This is a genomic window from Streptomyces sp. NBC_00572, from assembly GCF_026341815.1.
Taxonomy (GTDB): Bacteria; Actinomycetota; Actinomycetes; order Streptomycetales; family Streptomycetaceae; genus Streptomyces.
In genome coordinates this window covers 4,018,758-4,036,841 of record NZ_JAPENX010000001.1, presented here as the reverse complement: position 1 = coordinate 4,036,841, position 18,084 = coordinate 4,018,758, and the positions used below count along the sequence as shown (strand labels likewise).

At 69.9% G+C, this 18,084-nt stretch carries 13 protein-coding genes; 6 read left to right on the top strand and 7 right to left on the bottom strand.

Annotated features, from left to right (window positions below):
• Positions 1–4: 4 nt before the first annotated feature.
• The 5 genes from OG514_RS18865 to OG514_RS18845 form a co-directional block, all read right to left on the bottom strand.
• On the bottom strand, positions 5–952 hold the full coding sequence (locus tag OG514_RS18865; protein WP_266896203.1) for an ABC transporter permease: 948 nt from the start codon (positions 950–952) through the stop codon (positions 5–7).
• Entirely contained in the window at positions 945–1,877 is a 933-nt protein-coding gene (locus OG514_RS18860) for an ABC transporter permease (protein ID WP_266900891.1), read from the bottom strand. The genes OG514_RS18865 and OG514_RS18860 overlap by 8 nt, the downstream gene beginning before the upstream one ends.
• A 174-nt stretch (positions 1,878–2,051) precedes the next feature.
• Complete coding sequence (locus OG514_RS18855; RefSeq protein WP_266896201.1) at positions 2,052–3,689, bottom strand: ABC transporter substrate-binding protein; 1,638 nt, start codon at positions 3,687–3,689, stop codon at positions 2,052–2,054.
• A 615-nt stretch (positions 3,690–4,304) separates the two neighbouring features.
• Positions 4,305–6,206, bottom strand: a complete 1,902-nt coding sequence (typA, locus tag OG514_RS18850; protein ID WP_266896199.1) for a translational GTPase TypA — start codon at positions 6,204–6,206, stop codon at positions 4,305–4,307.
• A gap of 292 nt (positions 6,207–6,498) precedes the next feature.
• Entirely contained in the window at positions 6,499–8,931 is a 2,433-nt protein-coding gene (locus OG514_RS18845) for an ABC transporter family substrate-binding protein (protein ID WP_266896197.1), read from the bottom strand.
• Between the two features lie 247 nt (positions 8,932–9,178).
• Here OG514_RS18845 and OG514_RS18840 point away from each other — a divergent pair, with 247 nt between their 5' ends.
• From OG514_RS18840 to OG514_RS18825, 4 genes are all read left to right on the top strand, one after another.
• Positions 9,179–9,406, top strand: coding sequence for a hypothetical protein (locus tag OG514_RS18840; RefSeq protein WP_266896195.1), 228 nt, complete (start codon positions 9,179–9,181; stop codon positions 9,404–9,406).
• Between the two features lie 69 nt (positions 9,407–9,475).
• Positions 9,476–10,297, top strand: coding sequence for a hypothetical protein (locus OG514_RS18835; RefSeq protein WP_266896193.1), 822 nt, complete (start codon positions 9,476–9,478; stop codon positions 10,295–10,297).
• 1 nt (position 10,298) lies between these two features.
• A complete protein-coding gene (locus OG514_RS18830) occupies positions 10,299–12,194 on the top strand; it encodes a fumarate reductase/succinate dehydrogenase flavoprotein subunit (protein ID WP_266896191.1) in 1,896 nt (631 codons plus the stop codon).
• On the top strand, positions 12,191–12,961 hold the full coding sequence (locus OG514_RS18825; RefSeq protein WP_266896189.1) for a succinate dehydrogenase/fumarate reductase iron-sulfur subunit: 771 nt from the start codon (positions 12,191–12,193) through the stop codon (positions 12,959–12,961). Before OG514_RS18830 ends, OG514_RS18825 begins: the two co-directional genes overlap by 4 nt.
• Here OG514_RS18825 and OG514_RS18820 read toward each other — a convergent pair.
• Complete coding sequence (locus tag OG514_RS18820; RefSeq protein WP_266896187.1) at positions 12,942–13,763, bottom strand: transglutaminase domain-containing protein; 822 nt, start codon at positions 13,761–13,763, stop codon at positions 12,942–12,944. The two genes, OG514_RS18825 and OG514_RS18820, sit on opposite strands and share 20 nt — an antisense overlap.
• A 170-nt stretch (positions 13,764–13,933) precedes the next feature.
• Positions 13,934–14,932 (bottom strand): hypothetical protein, encoded by a 999-nt coding sequence (locus OG514_RS18815; RefSeq protein WP_266900890.1) that lies wholly within the window; start codon positions 14,930–14,932, stop codon positions 13,934–13,936.
• Positions 14,933–15,150: 218 nt separating this feature from the next.
• On the opposite strand from OG514_RS18815, the gene OG514_RS18810 reads away from it, so the two are divergent.
• Both OG514_RS18810 and OG514_RS18805 read left to right on the top strand, forming a co-directional pair.
• Positions 15,151–17,259 (top strand): TPM domain-containing protein, encoded by a 2,109-nt coding sequence (locus tag OG514_RS18810; protein WP_266896185.1) that lies wholly within the window; start codon positions 15,151–15,153, stop codon positions 17,257–17,259.
• 53 nt (positions 17,260–17,312) lie between these two features.
• Positions 17,313–18,020: a PspA/IM30 family protein gene (locus OG514_RS18805; RefSeq protein WP_266896183.1), complete on the top strand. Its 708-nt coding sequence runs from the start codon at positions 17,313–17,315 to the stop codon at positions 18,018–18,020.
• The last annotated feature ends 64 nt before the right edge of the window (positions 18,021–18,084 follow it).

The window sequence follows — 18,084 nt, the reverse complement described above, 5'->3', positions numbered from 1 at the left end:
CCTCCTAGCGCAGCTTCGGGTCGAGGGCGTTGCGTACGGCTTCGCCGAGCATGATGAACGCCAGAACGGTGATGCTGAGCATGATCGAGGGCCACAGCAGGATGTGCTGCGCCACTCGGATCTGGTCGACACCGGTGGAGATGTCCACACCCCACGAGACGGTCGGGGCGGCGAGGCCCAGACCCAGGTACGAGAGGGTGGCCTCGGCGGAGATGTATCCGCCCAGGGCGATGGTGGCGACGACGATCACCGGAGCCATGGCGTTCGGCAGGATGTGCCGGAGCAGGATGCGGGTCGTGCCGGCGCCGAGCGCCTTGGCCGCGTGCACGTAGTCGGCCTGCTTGACCGTGATCACGGCGCCGCGCATGACGCGGGCCATCTGGGTCCAGCCGAGGAACGCCAGGGCGAAGACGACCACCCAGACCGTGCGCTCGACGAAGGACTGCAGGACGACCATGGCGCCGAGCAGGAACGGGATGCCGAAGAAGATGTCGGTCAGGCGCGAGAGCAGCGCGTCGATCCAGCCACCGAAGTAACCGGCGAGCATGCCCATCACACCACCGACGAGCGTGACGATCGCGGTCACGGCGACGCCGACGATGATCGAGGCACGGGTGCCGTAGATCAGTCGGGCGTACACGGAGCGGCCCTGGCCGTCGTAGCCCAGCCAGCCCTCGGAACCGATGCTGCCGAGCTCCGGCTTCCCGAGGAAGTGCTTCACGAGGTCGCCCTTGGTCGGCGACGCGCTCGTGAAGAAGCTCGGGAAGACCGAGATCAGCAACAGGAAGAAGATCAGCACCGACGCCACGAGGAAGTACGGGTTGCGGCGCAGGTCGACCCAGGCGTCGCCCCAGAGGCTGCGGGCCTTCTCCTGCTTCGCCGGCGCGGCGACGTCGGCGGGGAGCGCGGCGGCGTCCTCGACGGCGGGGACGGTCTTGGTCACGTCAGGCATAACGGATCCTCGGGTCCAGGACCGCGTACAGCAGGTCGATGAGCAGGCTGGTGACGAGGTAGATGATCACCAGAATGGTGACCAGGCCGACCAGGGTGGAACCTTCACGCCGGGTGATCGACTCGGCGATGAGGCCACCGACACCCTTGATGTTGAAGATGCGCTCGGTGACGACGGCACCGCCCATGAGGGCGCCGATGTCGGTGCCGAGGAAGGTGACCACGGGGATCATCGAGTTGCGCATGAGGTGCACGCCGATGACACGGCGGCGGGGCAGACCCTTGGCGACGGCCGTACGCATGTAGTCGGCGCGCAGGTTCTCCGCCATGGAGGTCCGGGTGAGCCGGGCCACATAGGCGAGAGAGAGACCGCCGAGCACAATGGCCGGAGCGAGCATCTCGGACACCAACTGATCGTTGCTGACGTTCGGTTCGATCCAGCCCAGTTCGAAGGCGAACACCATCTTGATGATGAAGCCGAGGACGAAGACCGGGATCGAGATGATCAGCAGCGTGAAGATCAGGATCGCGTTGTCGGCGAGCTTGCCCGCCTTCAGGCCGGCGATGATGCCGAGGCCGATGCCGAAGACCAGCTCGAACGCGAACGCCAGAGCGGCGAGTTGCAGAGTGACGGGGAACGCCTCACCCAGGACCTCGGTGATCGGGCGACCGTTGCGGATCTGGTTCCCGAAGTCGAAGTGCAGGATGATGTCGGTCATGTAGTTCCAGTACTGCTGCCAGAGCGGCAGATCCAGTCCCAGATCGTGTCTGATCTTCGCGAGGGTCGCGGGGTCAGCGCCCTTGTCCCCGAACATACCCGCCACGGGGTCGCCGGGCAGGCTGTAGACCATGAGGAAGATCAGCAGGGTGGTCCCGAGGAAAACCGGGATCATCTGGAGCAGTCGTCGTGCGACATAGCGCCCCATCATGCCTCCGTTGAAATATGACAGCAGCAACCGACGGGCCCTCCCTCGGCAACCGCGACCCGAAACGGGCACGCGAATGTCGTGGAAGGGCCCCCCAGCCACATACGTAAGGCGCCGAACGCGGGGCTGACATCCCGTCAGCCCCGCATCGGCAGGCGGACTACGCTTGGGTGATTACTTCTTGACCTCGACGCCGGTCAGGATCGGGTCGCCGTCCTGACCGTAAGCCACGCCCGAAACCTTCTCGGAGTAGCCCGCGTTGACCTTGTAGTACCAGAGCGGGATGGACGGCATGTAGTTGACCAGGTCCTTCTCGATGGCCTGGAACTGCTTCACCGACTCGTCCAGCGTCGCCGCGGAGTCAGCCTTGGCGATCTTGGCGTCCAGCGCCTTGTTGGAGAAGTCGCCCTGGTTGCCCGCCGCACCCGTACGGAACAGGTCCGAGATGAAGTTGGCGTTCACCGGGTAGTCGAGCACCCAGCCGGAGCGGTACAGCGACTTGACCTGCTTGCCCTTACGGGCCTGGAGGTCGGCCTGGAAGTCCGGCTTGCCGTCGCCGACACACTGGACGGTCGTGGCCTGGGTGATGGAGTTGCAGACAGCGTCCACCCACTCCTTGTGGCCACCGTCGGCGTTGAACTGGATCGAGATCTTGTTCCCCGGGACGCCGCCGCCGGCCTTGATGAGCTCCTTGGCCTTGGTGGGGTCGAACTTGGTGACGCCGGCGCCACCGTCCTCCTGGAAGCCCAGGACACCCTTGGCGACCCAGCCGGTCGCGGGCTCACGCGTACCCTGCAGCACCGTCTTGGTGATGGTGGCACGGTCGATCGCCATCGACAGACCCTGGATGACGCGCGGGTCGATCTGCTTCGGCTTCTTCCACTGGTCGGCGTAGAAGGCGACGGCCATGGTCTGGATCGCGGAGTACGGCTGGTCCACGGCGCGGTCGCCGAGGTCCTGGCGGTAGACCGGGAGGTCCTTCGGCGCGATCTGACGCAGGACGTCGACGTTGCCGGACTTCAGGTCCTCGTACGCGGCCTCGAGGGTGGTGTAGTTCTTGAAGACCACACCGCCGTTCTTCGCCTTGTTCGGGCCCTTGTAGGCGTCGTATCGAGTGATCTCGATCTTCTTCTTGTGGTCCCAGCTCTTGAACTTGTAGGGACCGTTGCCGACCGGCTTCTGGCCGCCGGCCTCGGGGTCCTTGTAGAAGGACTCCGCCATCGGCGCGAAGACGATGTAGGCGAGCTTGTGGCCGAAGTACGGAACGGCCTTGGTGAGCTCGATCTTGAAGGTGGTCTCGTCGACGACCGTCAGACCGTCGAGCTTGTCCGAGGTGGGCTTGGCGCCCTCGGCCTCGGGGTGCACCTTGTCGAAGCCCTTGATGTCCGCGAACCACGAGGACAGACCCTGGGCGTTCTTGACGTTGGCGTTCCAGTTCCACGCGTCCACGTAGGACTTCGAGGTCACCGGGGTGCCGTCGTGGAAGGTCCAGCCCGGCTTGAGCTTGACGGTCCACGTCTTCGAGTCCGTCGTGGTGACCGACTCGGCGTTGATCATCTCCAGGGAGCCGTCAGCCTTGTAGTCGACCAGGGTCGAGAACAGGCCGGCCATCACGGCGGAGCCGTTGGACTCCATCGTGTCACCGGTGAGCAGGGGCTTCTCAGGCTCGCCCAGCTCGATGGAGAAAATTCCGTTCGGGTCAACAGCGCCCTTGGCGTCGCCGCTGTCGCTCTTACCCCCGCCACAGGCGGTCGCAGCAAGGGCGACGATGATCGCGCCCGTTACCCACTTGGCGCTCTTGGCACCGCGCATGGGTTCCTCCTCATGAGTCCACTTTTGTCACTACAAGAGGGGCACTTCGAGTTTCGCCGACACCCCTGACGGCTTTGCACTCAAGTGCCCCGAGTGTGCTCGTGAGTCGGCACTCCCCACAGTGCGTGACCCATTGACCCGAGCTCAATGGAGCCAACTATTAAGTACGTCCGGGCTGTAAACCACACTTAAGTGGTCTCGTTTTGACAACATCACCGCGCCCCCGGATACCGAAATCCGGACAAACTGAGCACAGACAGACACCCGCGAAACGGACCGTTAACGCACGTACCGGAGAGCGATGGCCGATATACGGACACCGAGCCTCCGAAATGGAGTTGACCGGAGTTGACGAAAAGCCCGGACCCCCACACTGCCTGTGGGGGTCCGGGCTCCGGTGCTGACGTCGTGTCAGCCGAGAGCGGGGTAGATCACAGAACCGTGATCTACCCCGCTGTCATCGGCGGTATGCGGCCGGGATCGGCCGATCTTGCGCGTCTGTCGCGACTGTAGCGACGACCGTGGCGGCCGAGCTCAGCCGCTCCGGCCCAGCGCGGCGCCGTGTGGCTCGGTTCAGCGCCGTTCCGGCTCGGTTCAGCGCCGTTCCGGCTCGGTTCAGCCGTTCTTGGCGCGGGAGGACGCCCGGCCACGCGCGTTCTGGTCCAGGATGACCTTGCGGATACGCACGGCCTCCGGGGTGACCTCGACGCACTCGTCGTCGCGGCAGAACTCCAGCGACTGCTCCAGCGACAGCTTGCGCGGCGGGACGATCGCCTCGAAGGAGTCGGCGGAGGCGGAGCGCATGTTGGTGAGCTTCTTCTCCTTGGTGATGTTCACGTCCATGTCGTCGGAGCGCGAGTTCTCGCCGACGATCATGCCCTCGTACACCTCGGTGCCGGGGTCGGTGAACAGGACACCGCGCTCCTGGAGGTTCGTCATCGCGAAGGCGGTGACGGCGCCGGCGCGGTCGGCGACCAGCGAACCGTTGTTACGGGTCGTCAGCGTGCCGAACCACGGCTCGTGGCCCTCGTGGATCGAGTGGGCGATGCCCGTACCGCGGGTGTTGGTGAGGAACTCCGTACGGAAGCCGATGAGGCCACGGGACGGAACGACGAACTCCATGCGGACCCAGCCGGAGCCGTGGTTCGACATGTTGTCCATGCGGCCCTTGCGGATACCCATGAGCTGCGTGACCGCGCCCATGTGCTCCTCGGGGACGTCGACCGTGAGGCGCTCGACGGGCTCGTGCGTCTTGCCGTCGACCTCCTTGGTGACGACCTGCGGCTTGCCGATGGTGAGCTCGAAGCCCTCGCGGCGCATCTGCTCGACCAGGATGGCGAGCGCGAGCTCACCACGGCCCTGGACCTCCCAGGCGTCGGGACGCTCGGTGTCGAGGACGCGGAGCGAGACGTTACCGATCAGCTCGCGGTCCAGACGGTCCTTGACCTGGCGGGCGGTGACCTTGCGCTGCTTGACCGCGGACTTGGCCTCCGCGCCCTTGCCCGTGCCACCGCGGCCGACGAGCGGCGAGGTGTTGGTGCCGATGGTCATGGAGATGGCCGGCTGGTCCACCGTGATCAGCGGAAGCGCGATCGGGTTCTCCGGGTCGGCCAGGGTCTCGCCGATCATGATGTCGGGGATACCGGCGACGGCGCAGATGTCACCGGGGCCGGCGACCTCGGCGGGCTTGCGGGTGAGCGCCTCGGTCATCATCAGCTCGGTGATGCGGACGTTGGAGATCGTGCCGTCACGCTTGATCCACGCGACCGTCTGGCCCTTGCGCAGCTCGCCCTGCTCGACGCGGAGCAGCGCGATACGGCCGAGGAAGTTGTCGGCGTCCAGGTTGGTGACGTGGGCCTGGAGCGGGGCCTCCTCGTCGTACGACGGGGCCGGGACGTGCTCCAGGATGGTGGAGAAGAACGGCTCCAGGTTATCGCTGTCGGCGGGGACGGTGCCGTCCGCCGGCTTGGTCAGCGAGGCGACGCCGTCACGGCCGCAGGCGTAGACGATCGGGAACTCGATCTGGTCCTCGTCGGCGTCCAGGTCGAGGAAGAGGTCGTACGTCTCGTTGACGACCTCGTCGATCCGGGAGTCCGGGCGGTCCGTCTTGTTGATGCAGAGGATGACGGGCAGGCGCTGCTGGAGGGCCTTGCGCAGCACGAAGCGGGTCTGCGGGAGCGGACCCTCGGAGGCGTCCACGAGGAGGACGACCGCGTCCACCATCGACAGACCGCGCTCGACCTCGCCACCGAAGTCGGCGTGACCGGGGGTGTCGATGATGTTGATCGTGATCGGGGCCCCGCCGTCCTTGGGGTGATACTTCACCGCCGTGTTCTTGGCGAGGATCGTGATGCCCTTCTCACGCTCCAGGTCGTTCGAGTCCATCATTCGGTCGTCGAGGTGCTGGTGGGCGGCGAAGGCACCGGCCTGCTTGAGCATGGCGTCGACGATGGTCGTCTTGCCATGGTCGACGTGGGCGACGATGGCGACGTTACGGATGTCGTGGCGCGTGGGCATGGGTGCTTGCGCTTCTCTCGGATCGTGGGATGCGGCGTCAGTTCCTCGTACGCCCGCCGGGCGGACGCGCCACGGCTATGTCCTATGGTACGGGGCTGCCGCGCAAGGGGCTTCCCCGGCCAAGATCCGAGAAGTTCTTCTGCGAGTGGTACAGGGTGTGGGGGAGGTCGTGCGGAGGTCGTGCGACCGGGTCAAAGGGCCGACGCGATCCTGCCCGCCGGGATCACCGGCGGGCAAGGAAATTGAGCTGGTTCTGAGGTTGTGACCTGCGGTTTCGGAGCTTTCAGGGCTTTCAGGGGGTGATTCGCTCGGCGCCCTTGGAGGTTTCGGGCTTCTTGAAGCCGATGTCCTGGTAGCGCGGTCCGGCGAGACCCCAGGCTCCGGCGTTCACCAGATCGGCCTTGGCGGCGACGAGCTGGGGGCGCTGGTAGAGGGGAATGGAGCCGGCTGCGGCCCAGATCCGGGCGTCGGCCTGGCGCACCAGCTCACGGGCCTCCTCCTCGTCGAGGGTCCCCGCCGCCTGGTCGAAGAGCTGGTCGATGCGGTCGGTGCCGACCCGCGAATAGTTCTGCTCGACCAGGAGTGAGCCGTCCGAGGCGGGCTCGGGCTTGGCGTAGATCGGCCGGGCGTCGGTCGCCGGGAAGGCGGAGGCGGGCCAGGAGTAGAGGGCCAGGTCGTAGTCGCCCGAGGCCACGTGGTCCTTGAAGAAGCTGTCGTCGGAGACCTTGGTGACCTCGGTGCGGATGCCGACCGCGTCGAGCATCCGGACGATCCGGTCGCCGACCGCCCGCAGCGCCTCGGAGCCGGGACCGGACGGCAGGACGAAGCGGAGGCTGAGCGCCTTGCCGTCCTTGCCGAGGCCCTTGCCGGCCTCGGGCGCGGTCACGGGGGCGGCGGTGCCGCGCGGGGCGTAGGCCCCTGCGACGCCCTTGTCCGTCCCGGAGACCGGCAGGGCGGCGCGGGCGCCGGAGCCCGTACCGGTGTCGAGTGCCTCGGCCCTGGCGAGGAGCGCGGCGCTCTGGCGGGCGGCGGCGGGGGCCGGGGCGAGGATGCCGGTGCCGTTCTCGGGGCCGTCGGCGCCGACGGCGGGGGTGGCGCGGCGCTCGCCGGGCTTGTCGTCGCCGACGATGTAGAGGCCCTCGTCGGAGGCGGTGTCGGCGGCCTGCTTCTTGGCATCGGTGGAGGCGTCGGCCTTGGCGGCCTCCTTCTTGGCGCCTTCCTTCTCGTCGGCCTTGTCCCCGGTCTTCTTCTCGGCGGCCTTCTCCGCGGCCTTCTTCTCGGCCTCGCTGCCTGCCTTCGTTCCCGCGTCCGCGGGCTTCCGGGCGGCGCCGCCCGGGACCCAGCCGGCGTCGGCGAGGAGTGCCCGCGCCTCGGCGGTGTCCTGGTTGCCGAGCGCGTCGCTGCTGTCCGCGTACGCGGCCTGGCCGGCGAGGGCCAGATGGCTGCCGGGAGGATCCGCCGGGAGGCCGAGCGGCTTGAGTACGGATTCGGCCAGTTCCCGGCGGTTGATGGCGCGGGCCACCGCGCGCCGTACCCGTTCGTCGGCGAGCGGCCCGGACTCGCCGTTCAGCGAGAGCTGGGTGTAGGCGGGCTCCAGGGACTTGCGGACGACGTACTTGGCGAGGGTGTCCTGGGCGTTCGCGTACGCGGCGATGGCCTGCTGGTTCTTCGTGCGGGCGGCCTGGACCTCCGCCGCCTTCTCGTCGTCGGTGCCGTGGGCGAGCGCCCAGGATTTCAGGGCCTTGGAGGGGGTGACCGAGGAGCCGGGGCCGTGGGCGAGGGCGGCCTGGGCGCCGTTGCGTCCGGCTTGGGCGTCCCGGAGCGCGAGGGCGATGCGTTCGGCGGTGGACCGGTCGATCTCGGCCAGGTCGAGGGTGCCGGCGGCGAGGGCGTCCGCCCGGTCGGCGCGGGGGACGGCCTTGAGGACGACGCTGTCGAGCTTGGCGGGCTGTCCCCACCAGCGGGGGTTGCGGGCGAGGGTGACATCGCCGTTCTTGCGGTCGATCGTCTTCAGCAGGAACGGTCCTGCGGTGGCCTTGAGGCTGGCGCGGGCGCCGTCGTTGAAGGAGTTCGGGGAGCCCATCACCTGCTTGGGGTAGAGCGGGGTGAAGAGGGACTGCCAGTCGGCGTAGGGCTTGGAGAAGGTGACCCGTACCTCCAGGTCGTTCTTGCCCCGTTCGATCTTCTCGATCCGCTCGTAGCCGGAGTTGTGGGCGGTCCAGTACGCGGTGTCGCGGCCGCTCAGCGCCCGCCACTGGGCCACGAAGTCGGGCGCCCCGATCTCGCGTCCGTCGCTCCACACCGCCTGCTGGTTGAGCTTGTAGAGGACGACCTGCTTGGGCTCCGTCTCGACGACCTGCGCGGACTCCAGGTAGTCGGCGTTCCGCTGCGGTCGGCCCCGGCCGTCGAGCGTGTAGAGGGACGGGAGCACGGCCCCGGCGATCCGGGAGGTGGTGCCGTCGGCGTCGGCCTGGAACGCGTTGAGAGTGGTGGGGAGCGCGTCGACGGCCCAGCGCAGGGTGCCCCCGTCGGCGACCTTGTCACGGGCGGCGGGCGCGTTGTCCTGGGCCGCAGCCCGTGCCTCGTCGGCCTCGTCGGAGGAGCTGCAGCCGGCGAGGACGGCGACGGCGAGGACGGCGCTGGTCAGGGTGGCGACGGAGCGGAGCGTGCGGGAGCGGGGGCTCCTGGAGCATGTCCTCCCGCGAGGGGCGCCGATCTGGGACATGACTTGTACCCCTTCGTCCAGATTCATTCCATTTGGAGATGATCACACCTATTGCTCATACACTGAAAAGGACGGAGCGGATCCGGCCACGGCAACACGGCGGCACGTCCGGAAAACCCCACTCGTGCGGCCCAACCGCCGGAGAAGGAGCGCTCCGGACGAGTGGAATCCGGTGCACATGGCTTCCCAAGCGGGAATGTGACGCGCGACACTCCTGCCGAAGCCGCTCGCGGAAGTGAGGGCAACCATGTCCGTTCAGGACGATCTGGCGGCCGTCAAGCGCTGCCTCGAAGACCTGGTCCGCACCGTCGGACAGCTTGAGCGCTCCATCACGGCCGAGCGGGGCGCACCCGCCGTACCGGCCTCCGGACGCGCCGAGAGCCTGGTGACCATCCCCGACACCCCGTACGACAGCGGGCTGTGGACGGACACGGACGACGAGGGGCTGGGAGCACGCGACCGCCACGCGCCGTGACCGCCACACGCCCGGAGGCCGCCGGCGTCGGCGGCCTCCGACCGTAGGAGCCGACCCCAGGAGGGCCTGTTGGCCACAGGTACGGAACCGCCCGGAACCGCGACAGGGGTGCGCTCTCCGGGGCGCGCCGACATCGCCGCCCGTCATCTGCGCACCGACCGCTGGTGGCTCTCCCCCGCCGTCACCGCCGCCGGACTGCTCGCCTTCGTCGCCTACTCGACCTGGCGGGCCTTCGCCAACGCCCACTACTACGCGGCCCCCTACGTCTCGCCGTTCTACTCGCCCTGCCTGGCGGAGAACTGCGTCCCCATGAGGGGCGGGCCGAACTGGGAGATCTTCGGCAGCTGGTGGGGGCTCTCGCCCGCCCTGCTGATCCTGGTCTTCCCGCTGGGCTTCCGGCTGACCTGCTACTACTACCGGAAGGCGTACTACCGGGGGTTCTGGGCGGCGCCGCCGGCCTGCGCGGTCGCCGAGCCCCACCGGACGTACACCGGCGAGACCCGCTTCCCACTGCTCCTGCAGAACCTCCACCGGTACTTCTTCTACGCGGCGCTGCCGGTGGCCGGAATCCTCACGTACGACACCGTGCTCACCTTCCGGAACGCCGACTACGACTGGGGCCACGCGGGGCTCGGAACGCTCCTCTTCCTCGTCAACATCGCCCTCATCTGGGCGTACACGCTCTCCTGCCACTCCTGCCGGCACATCGTCGGCGGACGGCTGAAGCACTTCTCGAAGCACCCCGTCCGCTACCGGCTGTGGACCTGGGTGGGCCGGCTGAACGCCCGTCACATGCTCCTCGCCTGGTCCTCCCTGATCAGCGTCGCCCTCTGCGACCTGTACGTGTACCTGCTCGCCACCGGCACCTTCGACGACCCGAGGTTCTTCTGAGATGACGCACGTCGAGCGAGAGCAGTGGGACGTGGTCGTGGTCGGCGCGGGCGGCGCCGGGCTGCGGGCCGCGATCGAGGCACGCCGTGCGGGCGCCCGTACGGCCGTCATCTGCAAATCCCTCTTCGGCAAGGCCCACACCGTCATGGCCGAGGGCGGCATCGCCGCCTCCATGGCCAACGTGCACCCGCAGGACGACTGGAAGACCCACTTCCGCGACACCATGCGCGGCGGGAAGTTCCTCAACCAATGGCGGATGGCCGAACTGCACGCCCAGGAGGCCCCCGAGCGGGTCTGGGAGCTGGAGACCTGGGGCGCGCTCTTCGACCGCACTCCGGACGGCCGGATCTCGCAGCGCAACTTCGGCGGCCACGAGTACCCGCGGCTCGCCCACGTCGGCGACCGCACCGGCCTCGAACTGCTCCGCACCCTCCAGCAGAAGTCCGTCGGCCTCCAGCAGGAGGACCACCGCGAGACCGGCGACCACGAGGGACGTCTGAAGGTCTTCCAGGAGTTCACCGTCACCCGGATCCTCAAGGACGGCGACGGGCGGGTCTCCGGGGTCTTCTGTTACGAGCGGGAGAGCGGCCGCTTCCTCGTCCTGGAGGCACCCGCGGTCGTCCTCGCGACCGGTGGCATCGGCAAGTCCTTCAAGGTCACCTCGAACTCCTGGGAGTACACGGGCGACGGGCAGGCACTCGCCCTGCTCGCGGGCGCGCCCCTGGTGAACATGGAGTTCGTGCAGTTCCATCCGACCGGCATGGTCTGGCCGCCGTCGGTGAAGGGCATCCTCGTCACCGAGTCCGTCCGCGGCGACGGCGGGGTCCTGCGGAACTCCGAGGGCCGCCGCTTCATGTTCGACTACGTCCCGGATGTCTTCAAGGAGAAGTACGCGGAGACGGAAGAGGAGGGCGACCGCTGGTACGAGGACCCCGACCACAACCGGCGCCCGCCCGAGCTGCTGCCGCGCGACGAGGTGGCGCGGGCCATCAACTCCGAGGTGAAGGAGGGGCGCGGCTCCCCGCACGGCGGGGTGTTCCTGGACGTGTCGACCCGGATGCCGGCCGAGACGATCAAGCGGCGGCTGCCCTCGATGTACCACCAGTTCAAGGAGCTGGCCGACGTCGACATCACGGCCGAGGCCATGGAGGTCGGGCCGACCTGTCACTACGTGATGGGCGGGGTCGCCGTCGACTCGGAGACGGCGGCGACGGTCGGGGTGCCCGGGCTCTTCGCGGCGGGCGAGGTCGCCGGTGGCATGCACGGCTCCAACCGGCTCGGCGGGAACTCCCTCTCCGACCTGCTGGTCTTCGGCCGGCGGGCCGGTCTGTACGCGGCGCAGTACGCGCTGTCGGGGGTAGGCGGCGGGATCGTGCCGGGGGACGTCGAGGCCGCGGCGGCGGAGGCGCTCGCCCCGTTCGGCTCCCCCGACGGGCATGCCCCGGAGAATCCGTACACCCTGCACCAGGAGCTCCAGCAGACGATGAACGACCTCGTCGGGATCATCCGGCGGGAAGGCGAGATGGCCGAGGCCCTGGAGCGGATCGCCGCCCTGCGGGAGCGGGCCCGGCACCTCTCGGTCGAGGGCCACCGGCAGTTCAACCCCGGCTGGCACCTGGCCCTGGACCTGCGGAACATGCTGCTCGTCGGCGAGTGCGTGGCCCTCGCCGCCCTGGAACGCACCGAGTCCCGGGGCGGGCACACCCGCGAGGACCACCCGGTGATGGACCGCGCCTGGCGACCGGTGAACCTGCTGTGCCACCTCGACGGCGACGGCATCTCCCTCGAACGGACCCGCACGGAGCCCATCCGGCCCGACCTGCTCGCGCTGTTCGAGCAGGAGGAGCTGGCCAAGTACCTCGCCGAGGACGAGCTGGAAGGGGGTCTCGGAGCATGAGCACGTACGACGCGCGGTTCCGGGTGTGGCGGGGAGACGCCGACGGCGGCGAGCTGACCGACTACACCGTGGAGGTGCACGACGGAGAGGTCGTCCTCGACGTCGTGCACCGCCTGCAGGCCACCCAGACGCCCGATCTCGCGGTGCGATGGAACTGCAAAGCGGGCAAGTGCGGTTCGTGCTCGGCCGAGATCAACGGCAGACCACGGCTGCTCTGCATGACCCGGATGTCGGTGTTCGCCCGGGACGAGGTCGTCACCGTGACCCCGATGCGCGCCTTCCCGGTCGTGCGCGACCTGGTCACGGACGTGTCCTTCAACTACGCGAAGGCCAGGGAGATCCCTGCCTTCGTACCGCCCGCCGGGGTGGCCCCCGGCCAGTACCGGATGCGGCAGGAGGACGTGGAGCGCTCGCAGGAGTTCAGGAAGTGCATCGAGTGCTTCCTGTGTCAGGACACCTGCCATGTGGTGCGCGATCACGAGGAGAACAAGGCGGCCTTCGCCGGGCCCCGCTTCCTCATGCGGGTCGCGGAGCTCGACATGCACCCGCTGGACGCGGCCGAGGAGGCCGGGCTCGACCGGCGGCGGACGGCGCAGGAGGAGCACGGACTCGGCTACTGCAACATCACCAAGTGCTGTACGGAGGTGTGCCCGGAGTCCATCCACATCACCGACAACGCCCTGATCCCGCTGAAGGAGCGGGTCGTGGACCGGAAGTACGACCCGCTGGTGTGGCTCGGGAAGACGATCAGGCGGCGGAAGAGCTGAGGGGTTCCGGGCCCCGGCCGCCACCGGGGGTGTCCGCGCCCGCACTGCCCGCGCCCGCGCTCCAGCGGCCGAGAACCGGCTCGGCGAGGGTGCGGGCGGGGAGGCACAGGGTCTGGCCGTGGCGGGCGAACAGCTCGTCGCGCGAGGTGAAGCGGCCCAGGTCCGTCCGCAGGTGGGCCGAGAGGTCACAGGGGGCGGAGCCGGCGCAGGCGGCCGGGGCGTCCCAGTCGACGGTGGTCCGGGCCACGGCCTCGAAGAGGGTCTCGGGACCGGTGTTGGTGAAACCGCCCGCCGGGGCGGGGCCGCTGTCCTGACCGGCGAAGAGCTCCGCGAGCGGCACCCAGGTGTCGTCCAGCAGGAACTCGGGCCAGGCGAGCAGCACCTCCTCGGGCACGAACGGGCGCAGCTTCGGGAAGCGCGGGTACCAGAAGGCGCCGTCGACGAGCAGTCCCCGCACCCGCGTGGGCACGTCGAGCGACCGGGCCACCGCCTCCAGGACCGCCATGCGCTGACTGCAGGAGCCGCGCCCGAGCCGCAGCGTCCGCGACACCCGGCGCAGGTCCTCGACGGAGTACACCGGCCGTACGGCGGCGGTGATGATCCCGTGGGCGGTCCGGAGACGGGCGCGGTCCGTCACCGCGCCCCGCTCGTCCGCCGCGCGCCGCACCCGGGTGACGAGCGCGGCGACCCGGGGGTGCGCGAGGTCCAGGATCGGCGTCGGCCGGGTCGACCCGGTGGTCTCCGCGTCGGGTACCGGGCCCACGTCGGCGGTCCGGAACGGCATCAAGAGACGGCTTGTCATGGCGTACTCCCCCAGTGCGCGGCGCCGCGAACGCGCCGACGACTCCATCCTCCTCCGGCCCGTCCTCACCCGGCGCGCGGGGTCCCGTGCATGACGTCGTCCAGTGCGCGGGTGTCCCGTGCGCGGGGTCCGTGCCCGCGGGGTCCGTGCGCGGGGTCGTTCTCGCGGCCTCAGTGCCAGCCGGCGCGGTAGGCCGCCCAGTCGCCCTCCTCCGCGGCGAAGTCGACGTACAGCGCGACGCCGAACCGTGCGCGGTCGGCGTCGGTGCGGCCGAGGCCGAGTCGGACGCCCCGGACCGCGGCTTCGACGGTCTCCGCGTTCTCGTGGTGGCCGAGGTCGTCCTCGTGGAAGAACGGGAGCCCCATCAAGAGGTCGGTCGACTCGGGGGTCACTTCGAGGGCGAGGCTGGTCTGCTGGGCGACGTACCCGCCGTACAGGCTCTCCAGCGGCATCCAGGTGTCGTACGACATGACGGCGATCTGGTCGACGCGCCGGGCGACCTGGCCGAAGAACTCCTGCGACCACCACTTCTCCTTCCCGGTGAGCAGGCTGTTGGCCGAGTGCAGACCGGGCAGGGGGTCGATCTGGTGGGCGGCGATCGAGAGCTGCGCCTTCCGCGGCCGGGTGACCTCTCCGAGGTCGTCGAGGAGGGAGAGGTAGTCGGCGTCGTCGGAGAGCAGCGGCTCCAGGTCGAAATGGACCCCGTCGAAGCCGACGTCCAGGATCTGGCGGGCCGAGGTGACGACGGCGGCCCGGGACTCTGCCTTGTCGAGGTGCAGTCCGTCGGGTCCGTCGTTGGCCAGGACGTCACCGAGCCACGCCTGCACCCGTATCCCGGGCATCGTGCGGTGCACGGCGTCGATGAACCACTTCGCCCGCGGGTACTTGGCGGCGGGCAGAGTGCCGTCGTGCTCCAGAGGTCCGGCGTGGACGTACAGGTCGCGTATGCCCGTGCCCTTGATGCGCGCGGCGAACGCGGCGAGGTCGGCGTCCTTCTTCCGGCCGTCGACCCATGCGTGGCCGAGCCAGATGGCGTCCTTGTCCCGGGTCTTCGCGTCCCCCCTGAGGTCGCCCGCGTAGTTGACGCGCAGGGCGAGCGCGCCGAACAGCGGGGGCACCACGAGAACCAGGACGAGACCCAGCACGAACCAGCGCCCCCGTCGCCACATCCTCCTCAGTCGTCCACTCACCCGAGCCCCCCTCGTGCCGTCGTGTCACTGCTCCCACCGCTTCACACCGTAGCGGCGGCTACTGACAGTGACGCAGGGCTGTGGAGAATGGTTTCCGCCCGGCCCGGGTCATCGGGGCGGCTCGGTCGCCGGGGGTCCGGTCGCGGAGCCGGGTCGTCCGGTCGCGCAGCGGCATATGCGGACATAACCTCCCCTTTGTGACGCGAATAGCCACCCGAGCCCTTCTCGCGGTACTGGTGGCGGCGTGGTGGCTCCTCGTGCCCGCCGTTCACGGTGCCCATGCCGACGACCCCGTCGTCCTGTCCCGGGACGGGCAGATCACCGACCGGGTGGACGCCCTCGGCGACCGCCGCACCTCCGTGGCCCAGGCCCTCGACCGGCTCTACGACGAGCGGCGGATCCAGCTCTTCGTCGTCTACGTACGTGACTTCTCCGGCCGCACCGGGCAGGCCTGGGCCGACGCCACGGCCGAGCGCAACGGCCTCGGGCTCGACGACGTCCTGCTCGCCGTCGCCACTCATGACCGCCAGTACGGCTACTCCGCCGACCCGGACGCGCGCCTCACCCAGGCCCAGCTCGACGAGGTCGCCCAGACCGCGATCGAACCGGCGCTGCGGCAGAACGACTGGGCGGGCGCCGCGATCGGCGCGGCCGACGGCTACTCCGCCGTCCTCGCCGGACGGCCCGTCCCCACCCCGGCCATCACCCCCGGGCCCGCCGACCCGGGCGGCGCGGTCGACGACGGCACCTCGGCGACCGATCTCGTCCTGCCCGTGGTCCTGGTCGGCGGCGCCGGGGCCGTGGCGGCCTACGCGTACGCCAAACGGCGCCGGCGGACCGAGACCCGCACCACGCCGCAGGGCGGGCAGGGCTGGGGCGCCCCGAAGGAGCCCGCGCCGCCGTCCCTCGACGAGTTGGACGGGCAGGCCCGGCAGACCCTGGTCGCCACCGACGACGCCGTCCGCACCAGCCAGGAGGAACTCGGCTTCGCGTCCGCCCAGTTCGGCGACGAGGCCGTACGCCCCTTCACCGAGGCGGTCGCCTTCGCCAAGGAACAGCTGACGGCCTCCTTCCGGCTGCGGCAGAAACTCGACGACGCCTTCCCCGAGGACGACTCGACCCGGCGGACCATGCTGGACGAGATCCTGCGCCGCTGCGCGGAGGCGAACGCCCGCCTCGACGCCGAGAGCGAGGACTTCGACCGGCTGCGGGCCCTGGAGCGGACCGCGCCCGAGGCGCTGGACACCGTCGAGGCCGCGTTCCGGGAGCAGACCGGGAAGATGGGCATGGCCGAGGCCGCGCTGACCGCGATGCGGGAGCGGTACGCCGAGACGGCCGCCGCACCGGTCGCCGGCGACGTCGAACAGGCCAAGGACCGGCTCGTCTTCGCGACGACCCACATCAACCAGGCCCGCCAGCAGATCGACGCCGGCGACAACGGCGCCGCCGCCGTCCACATCCGGGCGGCCGAGGGCGCCGTGGACCAGGCTGCGCGGCTGGTCGAGGCCGTGGACCGGCGGGGGCAGGAACTGGCCGAGGCGGTCGGGAAGCTGCCGGGTGCGCTGTCGGAGACGGACGCCGACCTGGCGGACGCCCGCGGCCTGCTGCAGGGGACCGCCGAAGGGGTGTCGACGGCCGACCTCCGGGGCCGGATCGCCCGCGCCGAATCGGTGCTCGCGGAGGTGCGGCGGACGATGGACGCCGGGCGGTACGACCCGCTCGACACGCTGCGGCGGGTCGAGGAGGCCGACGCGGCGCTCGACGAGGCCCTTGAGGGCGCGCGGGAGCGCGAATCGGGCAGCCGGCGCGCCCGCGCGCTCCTCGACCAGGCGATGCTGACGGCCCGCTCCGCGATCGGGGCGGCCTCGGACTACATCACCACCCATCGGGGCGCGGTGGGCAGCGAGGCCCGTACGCGCCTCGCGGAGGCCCAGCGCCGTTGGGGGAAGGCGCGTTCGCTCGGGGAGGCCGACGACCCTCAGGCCGCCCTCGCGGAGGCCCAGCAGGCGGACGCCCTCGCCCGGCGCGCCCAGGATCTCGCCGAGCAGGATGTCCGGACCTATGGGAACCCGAACGGCATGGGCGGTGTATCAGGGGTAGGAGGGGGCGGTGGCGGCGGGCTCGGCGGTGCGGTGCTCGGCGGCATCATCCTCGGCGGACTGTTCGGCGGGGGAAGGGGAGGCGGACATGGGGGGTTCGGTGGAGGTTCGGGCGGGGGTTTCGGGGGCGGAGGTTTCGGCGGCGGGCCCGGCAGCTTCGGCGGCAGCGGCACGCGCGGCCGGCTGGGCGGCGGAGGCCGTTTCTGAGGACGCCGCGCCGCGCGTCCACCCCTTTTCCGTCCCTCTCAAGGAGAAGAGCCATGAGCAAGCAGACCATCCTCGGCCGGGTCACCCAGCTGGCGAGGGCCAACATCAACGCACTGCTGGACCAGGCGGAGGATCCGCAGAAGATGCTGGACCAGCTGATCCGCGACTACTCGAACAACATCGCGGAGGCGGAGGAGGCGGTGGCAGCGACCATCGGCAACCTCCGGTTGATGGAGCAGGACCACCAGGAGGACGTGGACGCGGCGAAGGAGTGGGGCGAAAAGGCGCTGGCCGCCAGCCGGAAGGGCGACGAGCTGCGTGGCGGTGGGCAGACGGCGGAGGCGGACCGCTTCGACAACCTGGCGAAGGTGGCGCTCGGCCGCCAGCTCCAGTCGGAGAAGGAGGCGCGGACGGCGGAGCCGACGATCGCCGCGCAGACCGAGGTGGTGTCGAAGCTCAAGACCGGCCTCGACCAGATGAAGGGCAAGCTCGGCGAACTCCAGGCGAAGCGCGACGAGCTGGTGGCCCGCGCCAGGTCGGCCCAGGCGCAGAACACGATGATGGACGCCGTGAAGAACATCGACGTGCTCGACCCGACCAGCGAACTGAGCCGGTTCGAGGACAAGGTGCGCCGGGAGGAGGCGCGGGCGATGGGCAAGCAGGAGCTCGCCGCCTCTTCCCTGGACGCCCAGTTCGAGCAGCTGGACGGGCTGGGCGACAGCGCCGAGATCGAGGCCCGGCTGGCGGCGCTCAAGGGCTGACCCGGCGCCTGGCCGGGGTCGCCCGCGGGGCCGGGAGTCGGCTCCGCCGTGCGGTCGGGTGGGC

Bases quoted from the DNA above. Each gene is read 5' to 3' on its own strand.
- OG514_RS18845 (WP_266896197.1), bottom strand. From the start codon at position 8,931: ATGTCCCAGATCGGCGCCCCTCGCGGGAGGACATGCTCCAGGAGCCCC.
- OG514_RS18825 (WP_266896189.1), top strand. From the start codon at position 12,191: ATGAGCACGTACGACGCGCGGTTCCGGGTGTGGCGGGGAGACGCCGAC.
- OG514_RS18830 (WP_266896191.1), top strand. From the start codon at position 10,299: ATGACGCACGTCGAGCGAGAGCAGTGGGACGTGGTCGTGGTCGGCGCG.
- OG514_RS18820 (WP_266896187.1), bottom strand. From the start codon at position 13,763: ATGACAAGCCGTCTCTTGATGCCGTTCCGGACCGCCGACGTGGGCCCG.
- OG514_RS18840 (WP_266896195.1), top strand. From the start codon at position 9,179: ATGTCCGTTCAGGACGATCTGGCGGCCGTCAAGCGCTGCCTCGAAGAC.
- OG514_RS18860 (WP_266900891.1), bottom strand. From the start codon at position 1,877: ATGGGGCGCTATGTCGCACGACGACTGCTCCAGATGATCCCGGTTTTC.
- OG514_RS18865 (WP_266896203.1), bottom strand. From the start codon at position 952: ATGCCTGACGTGACCAAGACCGTCCCCGCCGTCGAGGACGCCGCCGCG.
- OG514_RS18815 (WP_266900890.1), bottom strand. From the start codon at position 14,932: ATGTGGCGACGGGGGCGCTGGTTCGTGCTGGGTCTCGTCCTGGTTCTC.
- typA (WP_266896199.1), bottom strand. From the start codon at position 6,206: ATGCCCACGCGCCACGACATCCGTAACGTCGCCATCGTCGCCCACGTC.
- OG514_RS18855 (WP_266896201.1), bottom strand. From the start codon at position 3,689: ATGCGCGGTGCCAAGAGCGCCAAGTGGGTAACGGGCGCGATCATCGTC.
- OG514_RS18805 (WP_266896183.1), top strand. From the start codon at position 17,313: ATGAGCAAGCAGACCATCCTCGGCCGGGTCACCCAGCTGGCGAGGGCC.